General features: G+C 61.6%; 17 protein-coding genes and 2 tRNA genes. 7 read left to right on the top strand and 12 right to left on the bottom strand.

Annotation, left to right across the window (positions count from 1 at the left end):
• Positions 1–348 precede the first annotated feature (348 nt).
• Together AC1VON_RS23730 and AC1VON_RS23735 are read right to left on the bottom strand one after the other, a co-directional pair.
• Positions 349–1,515: an outer membrane protein transport protein gene (locus tag AC1VON_RS23730; RefSeq protein ID WP_483125049.1), complete on the bottom strand. Its 1,167-nt coding sequence runs from the start codon at positions 1,513–1,515 to the stop codon at positions 349–351.
• Positions 1,516–1,872: 357 nt separating this feature from the next.
• Entirely contained in the window at positions 1,873–4,656 is a 2,784-nt protein-coding gene (locus tag AC1VON_RS23735) for a valine--tRNA ligase (RefSeq protein ID WP_483125050.1), read from the bottom strand.
• Between the two features lie 264 nt (positions 4,657–4,920).
• Between AC1VON_RS23735 and AC1VON_RS23740 the strand changes: the two genes are divergently transcribed.
• Positions 4,921–5,553, top strand: a complete 633-nt coding sequence (locus tag AC1VON_RS23740) for a bleomycin resistance protein (RefSeq protein ID WP_483125051.1) — start codon at positions 4,921–4,923, stop codon at positions 5,551–5,553.
• A 59-nt stretch (positions 5,554–5,612) separates the two neighbouring features.
• Here AC1VON_RS23740 and AC1VON_RS23745 read toward each other — a convergent pair whose 3' ends face one another.
• The 5 genes from AC1VON_RS23745 to AC1VON_RS23765 form a co-directional block, all read right to left on the bottom strand.
• Positions 5,613–6,452, bottom strand: a complete 840-nt coding sequence (locus AC1VON_RS23745; RefSeq protein ID WP_483125052.1) for a PopZ family protein — start codon at positions 6,450–6,452, stop codon at positions 5,613–5,615.
• 216 nt (positions 6,453–6,668) lie between these two features.
• Entirely contained in the window at positions 6,669–8,054 is a 1,386-nt protein-coding gene (locus AC1VON_RS23750) for a TolC family outer membrane protein (RefSeq protein WP_483125053.1), read from the bottom strand.
• A 183-nt stretch (positions 8,055–8,237) separates the two neighbouring features.
• Positions 8,238–8,906 carry a protein-L-isoaspartate O-methyltransferase family protein gene (locus AC1VON_RS23755; RefSeq protein ID WP_483125054.1) on the bottom strand — a complete coding sequence of 223 codons (669 nt, stop codon included), beginning with the start codon at positions 8,904–8,906 and terminating at the stop codon, positions 8,238–8,240.
• Positions 8,907–8,997: 91 nt separating this feature from the next.
• Positions 8,998–9,071, bottom strand: a tRNA-Cys gene (locus AC1VON_RS23760).
• Between the two features lie 519 nt (positions 9,072–9,590).
• Positions 9,591–9,854, bottom strand: a complete 264-nt coding sequence (locus tag AC1VON_RS23765; RefSeq protein WP_483125055.1) for a hypothetical protein — start codon at positions 9,852–9,854, stop codon at positions 9,591–9,593.
• A gap of 222 nt (positions 9,855–10,076) precedes the next feature.
• On the opposite strand from AC1VON_RS23765, the gene AC1VON_RS23770 reads away from it, so the two are divergent.
• Positions 10,077–10,151: transfer RNA gene (locus AC1VON_RS23770), tRNA-Asn, on the top strand.
• A 145-nt stretch (positions 10,152–10,296) separates the two neighbouring features.
• On the opposite strand, the gene AC1VON_RS23775 is transcribed toward AC1VON_RS23770, so the two are convergent.
• Both AC1VON_RS23775 and AC1VON_RS23780 read right to left on the bottom strand, forming a co-directional pair.
• Positions 10,297–10,491 (bottom strand): hypothetical protein, encoded by a 195-nt coding sequence (locus AC1VON_RS23775; protein ID WP_483125056.1) that lies wholly within the window; start codon positions 10,489–10,491, stop codon positions 10,297–10,299.
• 464 nt (positions 10,492–10,955) lie between these two features.
• Entirely contained in the window at positions 10,956–11,690 is a 735-nt protein-coding gene (locus AC1VON_RS23780) for an SDR family NAD(P)-dependent oxidoreductase (RefSeq protein WP_172350160.1), read from the bottom strand.
• 159 nt (positions 11,691–11,849) lie between these two features.
• On the opposite strand from AC1VON_RS23780, the gene AC1VON_RS23785 reads away from it, so the two are divergent.
• Both AC1VON_RS23785 and AC1VON_RS23790 read left to right on the top strand, forming a co-directional pair.
• Complete coding sequence (locus AC1VON_RS23785; RefSeq protein ID WP_246741025.1) at positions 11,850–12,209, top strand: winged helix-turn-helix transcriptional regulator; 360 nt, start codon at positions 11,850–11,852, stop codon at positions 12,207–12,209.
• Between the two features lie 235 nt (positions 12,210–12,444).
• A complete protein-coding gene (locus tag AC1VON_RS23790) occupies positions 12,445–12,876 on the top strand; it encodes a cupin domain-containing protein (RefSeq protein WP_483125057.1) in 432 nt (143 codons plus the stop codon).
• A 73-nt stretch (positions 12,877–12,949) separates the two neighbouring features.
• On the opposite strand, the gene AC1VON_RS23795 is transcribed toward AC1VON_RS23790, so the two are convergent.
• Positions 12,950–13,405, bottom strand: a complete 456-nt coding sequence (locus tag AC1VON_RS23795; RefSeq protein ID WP_483126368.1) for a carboxymuconolactone decarboxylase family protein — start codon at positions 13,403–13,405, stop codon at positions 12,950–12,952.
• Positions 13,406–13,677: 272 nt separating this feature from the next.
• Between AC1VON_RS23795 and AC1VON_RS23800 the strand changes: the two genes are divergently transcribed.
• From AC1VON_RS23800 to AC1VON_RS23810, 3 genes are read left to right on the top strand one after another with little or no spacing between them, the layout of a single operon-like run.
• Entirely contained in the window at positions 13,678–14,436 is a 759-nt protein-coding gene (locus AC1VON_RS23800) for a copper homeostasis protein CutC (RefSeq protein ID WP_483125058.1), read from the top strand.
• Positions 14,433–14,921 carry a GNAT family N-acetyltransferase gene (locus AC1VON_RS23805; protein WP_483125059.1) on the top strand — a complete coding sequence of 163 codons (489 nt, stop codon included), beginning with the start codon at positions 14,433–14,435 and terminating at the stop codon, positions 14,919–14,921. Before AC1VON_RS23800 ends, AC1VON_RS23805 begins: the two co-directional genes overlap by 4 nt.
• 50 nt (positions 14,922–14,971) lie before the next feature.
• Positions 14,972–15,427 (top strand): SRPBCC family protein, encoded by a 456-nt coding sequence (locus AC1VON_RS23810; protein WP_483125060.1) that lies wholly within the window; start codon positions 14,972–14,974, stop codon positions 15,425–15,427.
• 94 nt (positions 15,428–15,521) lie between these two features.
• On the opposite strand, the gene AC1VON_RS23815 is transcribed toward AC1VON_RS23810, so the two are convergent.
• Both AC1VON_RS23815 and AC1VON_RS23820 read right to left on the bottom strand, forming a co-directional pair.
• Positions 15,522–16,544, bottom strand: coding sequence for an acyltransferase family protein (locus AC1VON_RS23815; protein WP_483125061.1), 1,023 nt, complete (start codon positions 16,542–16,544; stop codon positions 15,522–15,524).
• A 275-nt stretch (positions 16,545–16,819) separates the two neighbouring features.
• The gene (locus tag AC1VON_RS23820; RefSeq protein ID WP_483125062.1) at positions 16,820–17,617 is read right to left on the bottom strand and encodes an FAD binding domain-containing protein; all 798 of its coding nucleotides are present in this window, start codon (positions 17,615–17,617) and stop codon (positions 16,820–16,822) included.
• Positions 17,618–17,627: the final 10 nt, after the last annotated feature.

Here is a 17,627-nt window from a genome sequence, read left to right on the forward strand (position 1 = left end):
ACCCAAGCAAGACCGCTTTGCATGGCTAACGCAACAAGGATTTCAAGAGGTGTACACGTACGCTTGCGGCGAAATGTACTCTCGTCACGATGTCGGGTTAAATGAACCAGGCGAAATAGCCGATTTCGGAGGCGTATCTCAAAAAAAACAAGGAAAATCAGCCAAGATCTTCCAGGAATGATGCCCTGGCGGCCGATTTGGGAGCTGTTACATTATGGCAACATCATGCCAAAAAAGCTTCCGTTTACGTCAAGATCAACTTAGTTAAGCAACTGCTTTTGGAGCGACGGCGCAACCGAAAAAGAAAAGGCCGGGCATTGCCCGGCCTTTCTCCAGAGATCAACTTCGTTACCACTTGATGCTGTAGCCAGCCGACAGCGCATAGCCCCAATCACCGTCCACGGAACGGTTGAAGCCATTTCGCGGGTCGGGGCTGCCAGGTACATAACTGTTATTGTATTGGGTCTCGGAAACGGAGGCCAGATATATTGCCGCTAAGCCCAAGCGCAATTCGCCACCCAACTTATCCTTCATCGAAACACCTGTGCCGATCGTATAGCTGTCGCCGGTCAGGTCCCAACCGGTGCTGACGCCACGGTCAAAGGCTGCAAAAACAGTCCCTGAGAATTGATCGTTAAACTTGTGACCGATGCCGCCGGTGACTGTCCAACCGTCGCGCCAGAAATACAGATTGCCGCTGTTCAGCGCCAACGCCGGCACGTTCAGCATCAACCTTTCCGTAACGGACCAATCCGTCCACTTCACGCTACCGTAGGCGAGCCAGCCTGGAGCGATACCGGTTTGCGCCTTGAACTCGACCGATTGAGGAAAATTGGCTTGTCCCGTTGCTCCGCCAGGAAGATCCGCCCCCTGAAAACTTGCCGCGCCGGAGGCATTGATATCGACGCCGGAACGGTACATCAATTGCGTGCGCAGCGCGATCTCCGGAATCTCGTACGCAATGCCGGCACGCCAACCGAAATTGCTGTCATGCAGGTCAACACCAAGGACCGGTATGCTTGTGCCCACAGGAGCACCGGCAACGAGATTGTAATCGGTGACTTCGTTATAAACGCCGCCAATAAGCCAGACACGCCCTTTGCTGAGATCGAACTTCAACCCGCAAGTCGCACCATATTCATACATGGTGAAGTCTTCATTCAGCTTGCCGAGCGTGCCACTCGAACGAGACCAAGTCGCGGCGCCGCCGTATGATTGCGTGAGAGTGCCGGCACAGGAGAGACTGTCCGTCAGCTTGAATTTAACGGCAGCCGATGGAATGGCGTAACTGTCTGAGTAGTTCTCCCCGACCAGATAGGGATTCATCGGGTTCACCGAATATTTTCTAGTGGGCGCGACATAGGTCACGCTGGTGCGCATATTGAAGTTGCCATCCTCGAAAAGAATATCGGTATCGGCGGTGCCGCGCGAAAAACCGCTGGCATGCGCCGAACCCATCAAAGCCAGCGAACAGCACCCCGCCCCCAATAGCGCTTTCAGTCGCAGAATGGTCATGAATCTCCTCCCCGAATTCGAGTGCATCAAGCTAGAACCAATTCAGGTTAACGGCGCAACAACGAATTCTCGGGGCGTACATGTACATGCTCGCCGAACGCATTTTCGACAAAATACAGATAAGCGCCGCAAGGCCTAAAACGGATCGAGGCGTGCTTGTCAGACCAGGAAACAACGAAAATTCGCCCCAAAAGGCTCAAAAAAAGCCACTTTTAAGGGAGTCATGGCCCCATTGTTACATTATGGCAACAATAGGCACAAAGTTTCCGTTTACGTCAAAATTAACGTAGCGGAACGCCTGTTTTCGAGGCAGCTGACGTATGGGAATTCGCCTCATGGCATGCGCGAATCTGTCCTTCAACCGGCGTCGCGAACCCTGGTCAAAGCCACTGAAAGCTTGTCCTGCGCGTCGCGGTATTCGGCGAGCTTCTCGCGCTCGGCCTCGACAATCTCGACCGGCGCGCTGGCAACGAACCGTTCGTTGGACAGCTTCTTGTGCAGGCGCGCGATTTCCTCGGTGACCTTGGCCAGTTCCTTCTGCAACCGCGTGGCCTCGGCGGCGAGATCGATCAAGCTGCCGAGCGGCAGGCAGATCGTCGCCTCGTTGAGCACGATCTGCGCCGCGCCCTTGGGCGCTGCATCAGCGAGCGAGATGTCACCGACGCGCGCCAACCGCTTGATCGCCGAGTCCTCGCGAACCAGCCGCTCACGCGTGAGATCGTTGGCGCCGACCACGACGAGTGGTGCTATCGCCGCCGGCGGTACATTCATTTCCGAGCGCACCGAGCGAATGCCGGAGACGAGGTCGACCAGCCAATTGATGTCGGCGGCGGCATCCGCGTCCTCGAAATCCGGCGCCGGCCAGGCGGCGTGGCAAAGCAGCGAGGAGCGCTCCTTGCCCTCGCCCGCCGTCTGCGCCCACAGCTCTTCCGTCATGAACGGCATCATCGGATGCAAGAGCTTGTAGATCTCGTCGAGCACGAAGGCGACGCAGGCGCGGCTTTCGGCCTTGGCCGCCTCGTCCGCGCCCATGAACACCGGTTTCAGCAGCTCGAGATACCAGTCGCAGAACAGGTTCCAGACGAAGCGGTAGGCCGCCCCGGCCGCTTCATTGAAGCGGTATGAGGTGATGCCGTCCGTGACCTCGCGCGCCGCGCGTGTCAGTTCGGTCAGGATCCAGCGGTTGACCGCCAGCTTGGCATCGTTCAGCCAGAAATCGTCATTGCGGGCGACTTCGTTCATCTCGGCGAAGCGCGTTGCGTTCCACAGCTTGGTGCCGAAATTGCGATAGCCGGCGATGCGCGCCGGATCGAGCTTCACGTCGCGCCCCTGTGCCGCCATCACCGCCAGCGTGAAGCGCAGCGCGTCGGCGCCGTACTCGTCGATGAGGTCGAGCGGGTCGATGACGTTGCCTTTCGACTTCGACATCTTGGCGCCGTTCTTGTCGCGAACCAGCGCGTGCACATAGACGGTATGGAACGGCTCCTCGTCCATGAAGTGCAGGCCCATCATCATCATGCGGGCAACCCAGAAGAAGATGATGTCGAAGCCGGTCACCAGCACGTCGGTCTGGTAATAGGTCTTCAGTTCAGGCGTCTGGTCCGGCCAGCCCAAGGTTGAGAACGGCCAAAGTGCCGAGGAGAACCAGGTATCGAGCACGTCCTCGTCGCGGGTCAGGATCTCGCCGGGCTTGAAGTTTTCCAGCTTGTCCTCGACCCAGGCCTTCCACGGGCCTTCAAGCGCCAGATAATATTCGATCGCCGCGCTCAGCGCCTCTTCCTCCGACTTCTCGACGAAGACGCGTCCGTCCGGCCCGTACCAGGCCGGAATCTGGTGACCCCACCACAGCTGGCGCGAAATGCACCAGGGCTGAATGTTCTCCATCCAGTCGAAATAGGTTTTTTCCCAGTTCTTCGGCACGAAGTTGGTGCGGCCCTCGCGCACCGAGGCGATCGCCGGCTTGGCGAGTTCGGCGGCGTTGGCATACCACTGCTCGGTCAGGAACGGTTCGATCGGCACACCGCCGCGGTCGCCATGCGGCACGGCATGGCGATGCGGCTCGACCTTGTCGAGGAAGCCGCCGGCTTCCATCAGCTCGACGATCTTCTTGCGCGCGACGAAACGGTCGAGCCCGTCGAGCTCGTCCCAGACAGCCTGGCGCTCCGGCGTCACCTCGAGGCCGGCGAGGAAGTCCTCATTGTCCTTCAACTTGATGGCGGCTTCGACGGTCAGGATGTTTATCGCCGGCAATTTGTGGCGCTTGCCGACCTCGAAGTCGTTGAAATCATGCGCCGGCGTGATCTTGACCGCGCCCGAACCCTTTTCGGGATCGGAATACTCGTCCGCCACGACAGGGATCTTCCTGCCGACGATCGGCAGGACCACGTTCTTGCCGATCAGATGCCGGAAGCGCTCGTCATCGGGGTGAACCGCGACCGCCGTGTCGCCCAGCATCGTCTCGGGGCGTGTGGTGGCCACGATGATGAAGGTCTTGGGGTCTTCCGGGTCGAAGGCCGCCCCCTCGATCGGATAGCGGAAATGCCAGAGATTGCCGTTGACTTCCTGCTGCTCGACCTCGAGATCGGAAATAGCGGTCAGCAGCTTCGGATCCCAGTTCACAAGGCGCTTGTCCTTGTAGATCAGCCCCTCCTTGTAGAGGGTGACGAAGACTTCGAGCACGGCCTTGGACAGGCCCTCGTCCATGGTGAAGCGCTCTCTGCTCCAGTCGGCCGAGGCGCCGAGCCGCTTCAATTGGTTGAAGATCGCGCCGCCGGATTCGGCCTTCCACTCCCACACTTTCTCGATGAATTCCTCGCGCGTCAGGTCGCGGCGATGGATCTGCTTTTCCATCAGCTGGCGCTCGACCACCATCTGCGTGGCGATACCGGCATGGTCCATGCCCGGCTGCCACAGCACGTTCTTGCCGCGCATGCGCTCGAAGCGGATCAATATGTCCTGCAGCGTGTTGTTGAGCGCATGGCCCATATGCAGCGAGCCGGTGACGTTCGGCGGCGGGATGACGATGGTGAAGGCCTCCGCGCCCTCCTCGGCGCCTGCGCCGGCGCGGAAGGCGTCCGCCTCTTCCCAGACTTTGGCGATCTTCGGCTCGACGGTCTTTGCGTCGTAGGTCTTTTCAAGCATGGGAAAATGGTCCGCGCTGTCGGGATTTTTGCTGGTTCGGTGTAAATCGGAAGGTCTTGGCCAAGTCAACCGCAAGGGCAGCTTCGGTTCATGAGAAGCAGATAGGCGCGGCGGTGTTCATTTCAACGGGAGCCATGCCGCGCGGCGTCCGCGCCTTGACCCGCGGCCGTCCCGGCAATACCTTGTCGATGCTGCTGTAGGGCGCATCGGCTTCCGGCCGGAGGGGCATTGCCCGCCTACGTCATCTTAACCCGCAATGCGCCCATGCCGACACTCGAACACCACAAGAAACAAGCCAAGCTCTATCTCAAATGGCACCGCGAGCGGTACTACCCCGTCGCTGCCGTGATTGGATGGCTCTTGCCGCGTTTTCGCCATTTCAGCGACAGCCAAATCCTCGATCACGGCTTCAAGCTGGCCGATGCCCAGGAACTCGTCGCCAGGAAGTCAGGTTTCGAGAGCTGGCAGGCGCTGAAGGAAGGCCTTCAAACCGTGACCGATCATGCAGCAACAGACGCCGCAAAACCGCATCTCGCCTTCGCCGAGCCACAGCTCTTTGTCTGCGACATCGCAGCGGCCTGTGATTTCTACCGGCGAAAGCTCGGCTTCGAGACGCGCTTCACCTATGGCGAGCCACCCTTCTACGCCCAAATCATCCGCGATGGCGCACGGCTCAACCTGCGCCACGTCGACAAGCCTCCACTGGCCGCCAATTCGACCGATGACCTACTGGCGGCGACGATCGTTGTCGACAACATCAAGGCTCTGTTTCTGGAGTACCAGGCGGCCACGGCCTCGTTCCACCAGACATTGCGGACCGAACCCTGGGGCGCCCGCACGTTCATCGTCAAGGATCCCGACGGCAACCTCATCTGCTTCGCGACCACCGCGGGCTGACCTCATCGACAAAAACGCCGCCTCATGGGCGGCGTTTCGAGAGTGATCGTTGGAGGAGATTACTGCGCGCCACGCGCGACGCGCTCGATTTCTTCGCGCACCAGGCGCTCGACCAGCGTCGGCAGATTGTTGTCCAGCCAGTCCTGCAGCATCGGCCGCAGCATCTCCTCGGCCATCTCGTCGAACGTTTTCTTGCTGCGGCTGGCAAAGGCATCGGACAGCTCGCCAAAGGCCGCGGCGACCTGCCGGCCCGTGTGTTCGGAAAGAATTGCCGGACGAGCCGAAGGCGTTTCATTTGCCGCCGCATATGCCTGAGCGATACCGGTCGAAGCGTCGCTTGAAGAAGGCCGTCCGAACGCACCCTCCACCACCGGTTCGCTCGCCGGGGCCTCGGGCTGGGCGAGCGGCTTGCGCATGCTCCTGTCCGGCATCGCTTTCGCCTGCTCTCCAACCGCGGCGATCTCGCGCCGCCAATCGGCAACGATGGTATCGCTTGTCGCACTGGCCTCTGGGGCCGCTGGCGCGTCGATCCTGGCGTGGGGCGCCGGCTCGGCCGCGACCCTGGCACTGACCTCTGCAAGCGTCATCGACGGCCTGACCGGCACAGGATCGGCGTGCGGCTGCGATTCCATGCGCGCGATCACCGGCTCGGGCGACGGCGTCTGGACTTCCGCCAGTGCGACCGGCTTCCTGACTTCGGGAGCAGCATGCAGTTCGGCGCGAAACGCATCGACGTCCGCCGCCGGAGCTTCGCTCGGCGAAGGCTCCAGATCCTGCCGCGGCTCATCGGCGTCGCCGGGCTGCTTGCGACCGTTATCGCTATCCTCGATGATCCTCCTGATGGAAGCCAGTATCTCTTCCATGGAAGGTTCGCGCTGAGCGCTGCTTGCCATTGCCATCGTCACTTCCGCCGCCCTGGTGACCCTGCAGACTTCCACTCCGGCAGAGCCGGGTTCGAATCATGGCGACAGCGTAACCGACGGATCGCCGAACGAGAATCCCCAATCTGGGGACACGTGGGATTTCAACAGATTAGAGCGTGAAGCCGAAAAAAGCTGGACGGGTTTTTCAAAAAATCCCGTCCTGGCAGAAGGCGAGAATTCCAGCCGATGGCCTTAGCGGCCATCCGGCGTCCGCAGGCCGATCCACTTGTCCTTGACGGCGTTGTAGTGCTCTTCGGGCTTGTACTTGGTCACCGGCAAGCCAAGCCGATCGACCGACAGGCGGCCCATCGCCGACAGGATGGCATAGCTTGCCACGACCACATCGTGTTCGGAATTGGCCTGGTTGATCTTGGCGGTGATGACGGTGGCCTGCGCGTTGAGCACGTCGAGCGTGGTGCGTTGGCCGACATTGCGCTCCTCGATAACGCCGTTCAGCGCCAGTTGCGCAGCGTCGATCACTTGCCTGTTGGCCGAGACGCTCTGCTGCGCGGCGGTATATTGCGACCATGCGGTGGCAACGGCCTGGCGCACCTGGTCACGGCTGACATCGACCTGGATGCGGGCTTCACCCAGCGATTCCTTGCTCTGCCGCACGAGCGCCGAGGTTCGGCCGCCAGAATAGATCGGAACGGTCAGCGTGGCGCCGATATTGGCCGAGGTCGAGTTGCCGTTGGAACCCGTCGAGTTGGGGATGGCATTGCGGTAGTTTTCCGAAATGCCGGCCGACGCCGACAGTTGCGGCAACAGCGCGCCCTCAGACGATTTCACTGAAAACGCAGCCGCGTCGACGAGATGCTGGGTGGCGAGAATGGCTGGATGTTCGGCCGAGCCAATGGCAATCGCCGAATTGAGGCTCGACGGCAACAGCTTCGCCAGTGGCGCCGCTGGCTTGAGCTTGCCCGGCTCGTCGCCGACCACCTGGTGATAGGTTGCAGCGCTGGCCAACGCCTGCGCCCGGGCGGCACTGAGCGAGGCCACCGCCGAGGCGCGCGACGCGTCGGCCTGGGCGACATCGGTGCGCGTGCCCTCGCCAACCTCGAAACGCGAGCGCGCGGCGCGCGCCTGCTCGGTCAGGAACTGCAGGTTCTGTTCGGTCAGCACAGCGATCTGCCGGTCGCGGATCACGTCCATATAGGCCGTGGCCGCATTGAATAGCGTGTTCTCTTCGGTGTTGCGCAGGCTCTCCACCGACGCCTTCACCTGGGATTCCGCCGCCGCCACATTGTTCCTGGTCTGAAAGCCGTCGAACAGGGTCTGGTTGATGACAATGCCGTAACTGCCACTCGTCAGCTTCGAGTTACCGCCGCCATTTGCTTGCCGCGTGTTTGTATAGTCGATGTTGGCCGATCCCGTGATCGTCGGGCGCCAGCCGGACTTGGCGATGGCCACGCCTTCATCGGTGACGCGCACGCCGGCGCGGGACGCATTCAGCGAGGAATTATTCTGATAGGCCTTGGCGAGCGCGCCGGTGATGGTTTCCGCGGAAGCGGTCAGTGGAGACAGCGCGGTCGCGGAAACAAGGACAGCGGCAAAAAGGGTCTTGGATACAGACGGCACGGGTATATCCCTCATTCGTTTTCCATGGGAACCGCGCCGCGCCAGCTTCTCGCCAGAGTAGCCGGAGTGACGTGTTTCGATGTTCCCTGTCGCTCGGTCCCAAAGTGCCCCCAGTCCGGGATCAGCAACGATCGTTCAAATGCAAGCGACCATGACAAAGCTTCTGCTGCAAGGCCAAATCATTCAGAATTCGAAAGCATGCTCACGTTCGAATCCGGGTAGTGGCTTAATTGCCGCATTAAATGCCCGTCTCCCGGTTACAACCCCCCCAGCCTTGAAAAAAAGTCGCGCCACGCCGGAATTACCCTGCCCTTCGACCGCGACGAGTCGGCCGCCATCGGCGAGCTGATCGAGCAGCGGCGCCGGCACTTTCTCGACACTGCCGCCGATGAAGATGACGTCATAGGGTGCCTTGGCCGCATGACCTTGCGCCAGCGCGCCCTGGACCACGGTCACATTGCCGCAGCCCAGGCTCGAAAGAGTCGACGCCGCGCTTTGCGCCAGTACCGAATCGCTTTCGAGCGCCACGACGGATTTCGCCAGGCGCGACAGGATGGCCGAGGCGTAGCCGCTGCCGCTGCCGACATCGAGCGCCGAATCGGTCGGGTTGATCTCGGCCAGTTGCATCAGCTTGGCCAGCGGTGATGCTTCCATGAGATAGCGCGCGCCATCGGCGCCGCCGCCGATGCGAATGTCCTCATCGATATAGGCGAGATCGCGCTGGCGTTCGCCGACGAAGAGCTCTCGCGGCACGGAAAGCAAGGCTTCCAGTAACGGGGCGCTGGTCACGTCGGTGGTGCGAACCTGACCGTCGACCATCTTGACGCGAAGCTCGGAGAAATCAGCGCTCATGTTCCAACCAATCCGCTTGCCGCGTCAAAAACGCGGCTCATTTCGACTGGAACTTCAGGCCCCGGCACGTGTGCGCGGGAGCCTGGGGCATTGGAGGCCTCGCCCGGAATCGAACCGGGGTGCAAGGATTTGCAGTCCTCTGCGTAACCACTCCGCCACGAGGCCTCATTGCTCCCGGCGTTCCACCCGGTTCCAATAGGTTGCGGCGAAAATGGCGTCAAGCGGCCTCCATGCATTCCTCGCGGTTTCCTCTGAATGAATCCTTACCCCCAAACATCGAGCGTCGCGGCCACGGTGATCGCGACGCATATTAGCACGGCATTAGGTATAACAGCAGATCACCCGAAACTCCACGCCCCGGCCGCCGTTGAGAAACGGGAGGACTGCTCCATACGGCCTGCAAGCCCGAACAACGCAATGGACGTCTGGGACGGCTTGTCGCGATCGGGATGCGAGGAGTTGCTGCGGCATGCCATCGACTGCCTTGCGATAGACGGCGCCGCCAAGCTTTCACCACGTGACCGCGCCCGCCTCGCCTCGGCCGCCGCCATTCTCAGGGAAATCCGCGAGGACCTGGAAAGAAGTGCGGACCGGCAAGCGGATTCGCGAAAATCCGAAACCCGGACAAGGACATGACGCGCCGGCAGGCCGGCCCGGTCAAGGACGCGGCTTGGTGGCCGTCGTTCAGTCCGGCCGCCGCCGCCGCCGCTCCCACCAGACGACAAGGCGACGGCGATGGCGCCGCACCATGGCGAATTCATAAGAAAGCACCAGCAGTCCGATCGGAACCATCCAGAAGCCAAGAATCGGCAGAAACCCGACAATGCCGCCCATGGTCAAAAGAATACCGATCGTGATTCTGAGGCCCCGCGATTGCGGCATGGTGAACTCGCGCCCGAAAATCGAGATCTTTCGTGCCGGTATCCGGTTTTCGTCTGCTGCCGTCATCGCGAATGGCTGCCCATCTGGTGGCTCGATAATGTCAGTTTACGAAAGCCGCGACCGCCCTATCGGTTCCGCGCCCGTCGCCAAGACGGCTAATATGAGGGCGGACACCGTCGATTGCGAGAAACCGCCACGCGAAAAAGTCTCGGAAAAATACGAAATGCTTCTTTGCAAAGCCGAAAGGGGTTTGCTATAGGCTGCGCCACTTGCTGAAAGAGCCTCCGTTCCCCGGTAGCTCAGTGGTAGAGCAACCGGCTGTTAACCGGTTGGTCGCTGGTTCGAATCCGGCCCGGGGAGCCAATCATTCCATGCACTTGTGATTATTTTGGCGCGCACAACAGTGCCAAGCTCTGCCTTGGGCAACGTTCGGGGCAACAATCCAGTGTCCGCGTGAGATAATCGACCAGTTTTCAGGGTACTCACCGTTACCCGAACGTCGGACGTCTCACTGTATAGCGACACCAAGCACTGCCGCCTTCTTCAAGACCAGAGCTTTCAGATCCGCGTCAGAACGTTCCGTTCCCGTCCTTTGGCGAAGCAATTCGATAAACTCGGCCATGGATTGGAAGTCATGTCCACCCAGCATCGTCTCGACCGCCATGGCCACGTCGACTGTATCGGGCCCAACCGCCGTTTTCATTTGCCGCCTCCGCGCAAGGTCGCATTAGCGATCAGTAAACTTCGAACCCCCGCTTCCGTTCCTATCGGGACGATGTGACGCCTTGCATTTGAGCCAAATTGATGTGGGAGATGGTCATGGAATTCCGAGCGGGGGCTCATGACCACAGACCTGTTTCTTGCCGCTGTCGCGGCATTCGCGATTCTCGTCCCGCTCTACTTCATCCTCAAATGAGGCATTAGGCCTCCGCCAGCCTCGCCAGCGCGCGATCCCGCCAAGGGATTGAACCGTCGCGGCGTGTCGCGAGTTGATGCAGTTGTCGGGTTTGCGCCAGGGGCAACGATTGTCGATTGCTGCAAATCGGACCTGTAACCGGTCTTGTCCTGGCCGGCGGCATGCCCAGGCGCCATTCCCGTCGAGACAAGCCCCACGTGGCGCATCGAGGGCTTCGATCCCGGTCATCGAAGCCCTCGCGCTCAGCCGCCTCAGACTTGCGCCAACCCTCCGTCGACGAACACCTCGCCGCCGGTCATGAAGCTGCTGTCCGAGGACGCAAGAAAGGCGGCCACGGCGCCGGTCTCCGACGGATCTCCCATCCGCCCGAGGACCGTGCTGGCCCCGAGCGCGGCTATGCCTTCGTCGCCCAGCACTTCCAGTGCCAGCTCCGTTGTGGTCGGTCCCGGCGACAGGACGTTGACGCGGATGCCCGTGCCCTTGAGATCCAGCGCCCAGCTACGCGCCAGATTGCGGACAGCCGCCTTCGTTGCGCTGTAGATGCTGAACGCCGGCGTCCCCATCACGCCCGTGCTGGAACCTGTCAGGATGATCGACGCCCCCTCGCCCATCAGCGGCAAAGCCTTCTGCACCGTGAAAACCAGTCCCTTTACATTCAGATCGAAGATCTGGTCGTAGTGTTCTGTCGTGATCTCGCCGAGTGGCGCGAACGCTCCGGTCCCGGCGTTGGCGAGCAGGATGTCCAGCCCGCCCCGCTCCGCCTTCACCGTCTCGTACAACCGATCGAGGTCGGCTGGATCGGTTACGGACCCGCCCACCGCCCGCGCATTGGGGCCTAGCTGCTCCAGGGCCGCGTCGAGCGTCTTCTGCCGCCGCCCGAAGATGTAGACGAATGCGCCTTCATCGACGAACCGTTTGGCGGCCCCGAATCCGATGCCACTGCCGCCGCCCGTCACCACTGCCGTCTTACCCTGTAGTCTGCTCATGATGTGCTCCTTCATTGAGGTTGCACAGACTTGGCGACCTACCCACCTATTGACAAGTATGCACCTTTTGGTAAGTGCCATGAAATGTCGTTAGATGGCTCAGACCCAACCTCGTCGCCGACCCAGATCCCCCCGTCGGCCCAGAATTGCACGCCGACATTGCCAGGCTTCACCTGCGGCCTCGACGCCACCCTGCGAGTCATCGCGGGCAAGTGGAAGCCGCTAATCCTCTACTTCCTCGCCCAGGGTGGCCCCACCCGCTATGGCGAGTTGCGACGGGCCGTGCGCGACGTCAGCGACAAGATGCTGATCCAGCAGCTCAAGGAGCTGGAGACCGACGGTCTCGTGAAGCGGACCGACTACAAGGAGATCCCTCCTCGGGTGGATTACAGTCTCACCCCGCTCGGCCTCAGCCTGGCCGAGGCCCTCGTGCCGCTCTGCACCTGGGGCACGGAAAACATGGCTGAGGTCACGCGCGTCTTCGCCCTGCGGGAGGCCTTGAACGGCAAGATACGGTGATCCTTTTCGGCGGCTGACGATGGCGATCCGCTTTGTGTCTTCTAGACGTGTCTTCTCTGCGCGTCTTCAACAGCGCGGCTCGATGTCGTCGGTAGCCGGCTCGTAATTCGCTGCTTCGTCGGCTCCGGCGCGCCAGCATTTCCAACAGTCCGGTCCGGAAATATCCGCCAACGCCTGGCGGCGCTTGCGCGCGGTTGTCCGCCGCGCGATAGATGCGTCGGTTCAGGGAGGAATCATGCGGAAAATCCTGGTATCGGTACTGCTGACCGCAGCCGTACTTTATGCGAATTGCGCTCTCGCACTCGACAGCAGCGGCACGCCTGTCGTTGTGACACCGCTTGCATCGCGCACGACAACCGCGTCCGGCCAGCCGATCACGCTGCCGCAAAAGAACGTGCAGGTGCTGGTGTCGACCTATGATATCGCGCCGGGCGCGACCTTGCCGGTGCACCGGCACCCCTTCCCGCGTTACGCCTATGTCGAGGCCGGAACGCTGAAGGTCACCAATGTCGAGACAGGCAACAGCAACACCTACAAGACAGGCGATTTCATCGTCGAAATGATCGGGCAGTGGCATCAAGCCACCAATATCGGCGATGGCCCGGTCAAGCTCCTGGTGATCGATCAGGTCGAGGAAGGCGCCAAGAATACGGAATTGCGGCAGTAGCCGCCTATGCCCAAGCGCAAAGCAATCCGCCTTCCCGCGCCGTCGCGGACACCTCAAGCGTTTCAACGAGTGCTCAGCCCCAGGCTCCGACCCTCTGTCGGGTCGTCGCGTTCAGCCGATTGAAGGCATTGATCAAGGCGATCTGGACAACCAAGGCGGCTAGCGCCTTTTCATCATAGTGCCTGGCGGCTTCGTCCCAGACATCGTCCGGCACGGCGTCGGGGCGGTCGGCGAGCCTTGTGCCTGCCTCGGCTAGTGCCAGGGCCGCCCGTTCGGCATCGGTGAAGTACGGCGTCTCCCGCCATGCCGCCAGCGCGAAGATGCGCTCGTCCTTTTCACCGGCTTTTTTCAGTTCGCGCGCGTGCATGTCCACGCAGACGGCGCAATTGTTGATCTGGCTGGCGCGCAGATGAATGAGTTTGCGCGTCACATAAGGCACGTCGGCCGCCTCCGTCGAATTGTCCAGAGCCAGCAGCGCTTGCAGGGCGCCCGGGATGAGCATGACCGGATTCGTGATTCGAGCTTGCATGGTCTTTCTCCATTGAAGGCGTTTCACAGGGCGTGTTTTGCCGTGCCCGGATGCCGCATCCAGCTTCGATCCGATGAGATTTTCGGCTGCCGCCGGATCGCCGACGACCAATCAATAACCCATCAGCTATGGGTCATATTCATAAGTACACAGTTATAAGACTGTCAAGCAAGGAAATGGCGCCTGGTCCAAATGGCCTTGTTTCGTTCACGCTTTCGCGTCAGCCGCCCGGGTGCTAGGGCATTGCGCACCATCATGGACAGGATCGCCCCTTGACCACACAACCCCGCCCGCCGCTGATCGAAATCTGTGTCGAAGGCATTGATGGGCTGCTCGCAGCGCAGGCTGCCGGCGCCGATCGGGTCGAACTGTGCGCCAGCCTGGTCGAAGGCGGCATCACGCCGAGCCTGGGCACGGTGCGCGCGGCGCTGGACCAGGCGACGGTGCCGTTTCATGTCATGGTGCGGCCGCGCGGTGGCGATTTTCTCTACAGCGAGACCGAATACGGCTCGATGCTCGCCGACGTCGCCGCGCTGCGCGATCTCGGCGCGGCCGGCGTGGTGTTCGGCTGCCTGAACGCCGACGGCACCATCGACGAGAAGCGCATGGGCGAGCTGACGCAGGCCGCCGGGTCCCTGAATGTGACCTGCCACCGCGCCTTCGACATGACCCGTGATCCCAGCGAGGCGCTGGAAGCGCTGATCCGCTGCAAGGTCGGCCGAGTGCTGACCAGCGGCCAGCGCGACACCGCGATCGAAGGCCTGCCATTGCTGGCCGATCTGGTGCGGCAAGCGGGCGACCGTATAATCATCCTCGGCTGCGGCGGGCTCGATCTCGCCAACATCGCCGAGGTGCGCAAAAAGACCGGCCTGGCCGAAATGCATTTCGCGGCGCTGAAGGATGTGCCAAGCGCCATGGGTTACCGCAATCCCAAGGTCGGCATGGGCGGCTCCGATCTCGATCGCGAGTACCGCAACACATTGACCGACACACCGCTGGTGGCGGCGACGATCGCGGCGGCCAAGGCATGACCTCTCCGATAGACCGCATAGCGCCGGACGACGAGGCGGCCATACTGGCGCTCAACAACGAACATGCGGCGGAACTCTCCTGGCTCGAAGCCGAGCGGCTGTCGTTCCTGCTTGGCGAGGCATTCTACGCGCGGCGCATCGGCGATCTCGAAGCCTTCATCATGACCTTCGACCAGGAAGCCAACTACGACAGCCCGAACTTCGTCTGGTTCCGCGAGCGCTATGAACGCTTCATCTATGTCGACCGCGTCGTGGTGGCGGCGCACGCAAGGGGCCGCGGCCATGCGCGCCGGCTCTATCAGGATCTGTTCGAGCATGCGGAGCGCGCCGGCTACAGGCTGGTCACCTGCGAGGTCAACATCGACCCGCCCAACCCGGCGTCGGATGCCTTCCACGCCGCTCTCGGTTTCGCCGAAGTCGGCGACGCGGTCATCCATGGCGGCAAGAAAGCCGTGCGCTATTACGCCAGGCGGATCGTCGCCTGATCCGCTAGCGCTGGCCACATAAAGAAGCGGCAACTAACATAGCCGTTCCGATGCCAAGCAACGTCTTCCGCTTCGACGAAAGCTGGCACATTCCCGAAGGCACACTTCGGCAAGTGCGGGACGTGCTCTCCGACGCCGAGTTGCTGCCGCTGTGGTGGGGCGAGGACTATAAGGAAGTGGTGCCGCTCGACGCCAAGGGCAAGGCGTCAGTTGGTTCGCGGGCAAGGGCGCGTGCTCGCGGCGCCCTGCCCTATGAACTGAACTTCATCATCGAGGCCGCCGAACTCGAGCCTGGCCTGGTGGTGGTGAAGACCTTCGGCGATTTTGACGGATTGTGGCGGGCCGAACTGTCGCCGCCAGGCGCCGGCACCCATGTTCAGCTGACCTGGCAGGTCACGGTCGAGAGGCCCATCCTCAAATTCCTCCCACCGTTGCTGCGGCCGGCCTTCGCATGGAACCATCGCTGGACAACGCCGCGCGGCGAAGCCGGCCTGCGCCGTATCTGATGGCGAAAAACAGAGCCGCTTGACCGCCCGACCGAAATCCGGCCGGCCGTCTGCAGCCACGATGTCCACCCCCGCCGCAACTGCCTTGCCGTGCTCACCAGTTGCGATTGAGCCATTCGCGCGCCGGACGCTCGATGAGGTAGTAGCTGCAGAGCGCGCAGGCAAAGGCGCCGGCCAGCATCGGCCAGGGGTTGCTGCCTTGCTCATAGACGAATTTGTAGAATGGCTGCTGCCACAGATAGAGCGAATATGACCACAGGCCCAATGTCGTCATTGGCCAGGACGACAGCAGACCGGAAAAAAGTCGGCTGCTGAAATCGAGCGCGTTGACGGCCAGCGCCAGCAGCGGCGTAGCCAGGAGATAATGGATCGGCGTCGGCACCGCGTCCACGAACAGGAAAACCGCGCCAGCCGCCGCTGCCAGGGCGACATAAGGCCCTTTCAGCACGTCCGGCAGCCTGCCCTCGGCCTTGAGCAGGCAGATAGAGGCCGACAGCAGGATCGATGCGATGTGCACGTCGGTGCGCCAGTAAGTGGCCTCGTAGTCCAGATTGAAGACCCAGTACGACACCGCGCCATTGGCCATGGCGAGCAAGGCCAGCGCCACCAGCAAAGGGAGGACGCGGTCGCGGCTGAGGACCGTCGCGCTGATCAGCGCCAGGATGACATAGGCGTGCTCCTCGACGCAGAGCGACCAGATATGGTCAAGCGCCCCGGCGCGGGTGACGAGGATTCCCGCGTAGTTGTAGGTGAATGTCAGCGCCGTCAGCGCCGCCTTCCATTTGAAGGCGATGAATGTGCCGGACAGCGCGATCATGGCAATGATGACGAAGACCAGGAGCGCCGGATAGATGCGCGAGAAACGGCGCTTGAAGAACTTCTTCAGCGGATACCGTTCGATGAACAGGATCTCGGCCATCAGCCGGCCGCTGAGCACGAAGAAGAACTCAACGCCGAGCACGCCGAGGTTGATTCCGGGAACCGGGAAAAAATGGCCGATCAAGACCAGGGCGATCGACAGGCCGCGCCAGCCATCGAGATAGGCCAACCTTGTCCTGGCCGGTCTGTCTACAACGGCCCGGGACGGAACCAAATGGGTCGCGGAAATTTCGGACATGCCGATCCTTTCGCATTGGCATGCGAAAGGGCACGGCGGTACGTGTTCCGAACCCGGCTCGCATTCCCGCCCCGACCTATACTGCAGTGCAATATAAATTTGTGCAAGTGCGAGATTGCCGCCGATACGGTTTCCAGGCCGGTATGGCCCGGAATTGCTTCAAGCAAAGCGATGTTGCGCTGCGGCTGATTCCATCATCAAGTGGGTCACTACCGGCCACCACGAAAAAGGGGCCGCGATGGCCCCTTTCCGTGAAACCATGAAACGCGCCAGTGTCAGGCGTTGGCGGCAGCGACGGCGCGCTTGGCCATGACCACGATCAGATTTGCGCGATAGTCGGCGGAAGCGTGGATGTCGCTCATCAGGTTCCTGGCCGGCACCTTGATGCCGGCAAGCGATGCGGCGTCGAAATTCTTCGCAAGTGCCGCCTCAATTTCCTTCGAGCGAAAGACACCGTCGTCGCCGGCGCCGGTGACGGCAACGCTGACGCCATCCTTGCCCTTGGCCACAAACACGCCGACGATCGCGTAGCGCGAGGCCGGGTTGCGGAATTTTTCGTAAGCGGCCTTTGCCGGAGCGGTGAAGCTGACCGCGGCGATGATCTCGCCGTCCTTCAATGCCGTTTCGAACAGTCCCTTGAAGAACTTGTCGGCTGATATCTCGCGTTTGTTGGTGGCGATGGTGGCGCCCAGCGCCAGCAGGGCCGCCGGGTAGTCCGCCGCCGGGTCGTTGTTGGCGATCGAGCCGCCAATCGTGCCCTTGTGACGCACCGCCGGGTCGCCGATCAGCGACGCCAGATGGGCAAGCGCCGGACACGCCTTCCGCAGTTTCTCGTCATTGGCGACATCATAGTGGGTCGTGGCGGCGCCGATGGTGACCGTCTTGCCCGATACCTTGACGCCGTGCAGTTCCTTGATGCGCGAGAGGTCGACGAGATCCGAAGGAGCCGCCAGCCGCGTCTTCATGGCGGGGATCAAGGTCATGCCCCCCGACAAAAGCTTGGCATCGCCGCTCTTCACAAGCTTGGCGGCTTCAGTGACCGAAGCGGCACGGTGATAGTTGACCGAGTACATGGATGTTCCT

This window comes from Mesorhizobium sp. HAY1-8B (genome assembly GCF_056868045.1).

Coding starts and splice junctions, on each gene's coding strand:
- AC1VON_RS23730 (WP_483125049.1), bottom strand. CDS start 1,515: ATGACCATTCTGCGACTGAAAGCGCTATTGGGGGCGGGGTGCTGTTCG.
- AC1VON_RS23735 (WP_483125050.1), bottom strand. CDS start 4,656: ATGCTTGAAAAGACCTACGACGCAAAGACCGTCGAGCCGAAGATCGCC.
- AC1VON_RS23740 (WP_483125051.1), top strand. CDS start 4,921: ATGCCGACACTCGAACACCACAAGAAACAAGCCAAGCTCTATCTCAAA.
- AC1VON_RS23745 (WP_483125052.1), bottom strand. CDS start 6,452: ATGGCAATGGCAAGCAGCGCTCAGCGCGAACCTTCCATGGAAGAGATA.
- AC1VON_RS23755 (WP_483125054.1), bottom strand. CDS start 8,906: ATGAGCGCTGATTTCTCCGAGCTTCGCGTCAAGATGGTCGACGGTCAG.
- AC1VON_RS23765 (WP_483125055.1), bottom strand. CDS start 9,854: ATGACGGCAGCAGACGAAAACCGGATACCGGCACGAAAGATCTCGATT.
- AC1VON_RS23775 (WP_483125056.1), bottom strand. CDS start 10,491: ATGAAAACGGCGGTTGGGCCCGATACAGTCGACGTGGCCATGGCGGTC.
- AC1VON_RS23780 (WP_172350160.1), bottom strand. CDS start 11,690: ATGAGCAGACTACAGGGTAAGACGGCAGTGGTGACGGGCGGCGGCAGT.
- AC1VON_RS23790 (WP_483125057.1), top strand. CDS start 12,445: ATGCGGAAAATCCTGGTATCGGTACTGCTGACCGCAGCCGTACTTTAT.
- AC1VON_RS23795 (WP_483126368.1), bottom strand. CDS start 13,405: ATGCAAGCTCGAATCACGAATCCGGTCATGCTCATCCCGGGCGCCCTG.
- AC1VON_RS23805 (WP_483125059.1), top strand. CDS start 14,433: ATGACCTCTCCGATAGACCGCATAGCGCCGGACGACGAGGCGGCCATA.
- AC1VON_RS23810 (WP_483125060.1), top strand. CDS start 14,972: ATGCCAAGCAACGTCTTCCGCTTCGACGAAAGCTGGCACATTCCCGAA.
- AC1VON_RS23815 (WP_483125061.1), bottom strand. CDS start 16,544: ATGTCCGAAATTTCCGCGACCCATTTGGTTCCGTCCCGGGCCGTTGTA.
- AC1VON_RS23820 (WP_483125062.1), bottom strand. CDS start 17,617: ATGTACTCGGTCAACTATCACCGTGCCGCTTCGGTCACTGAAGCCGCC.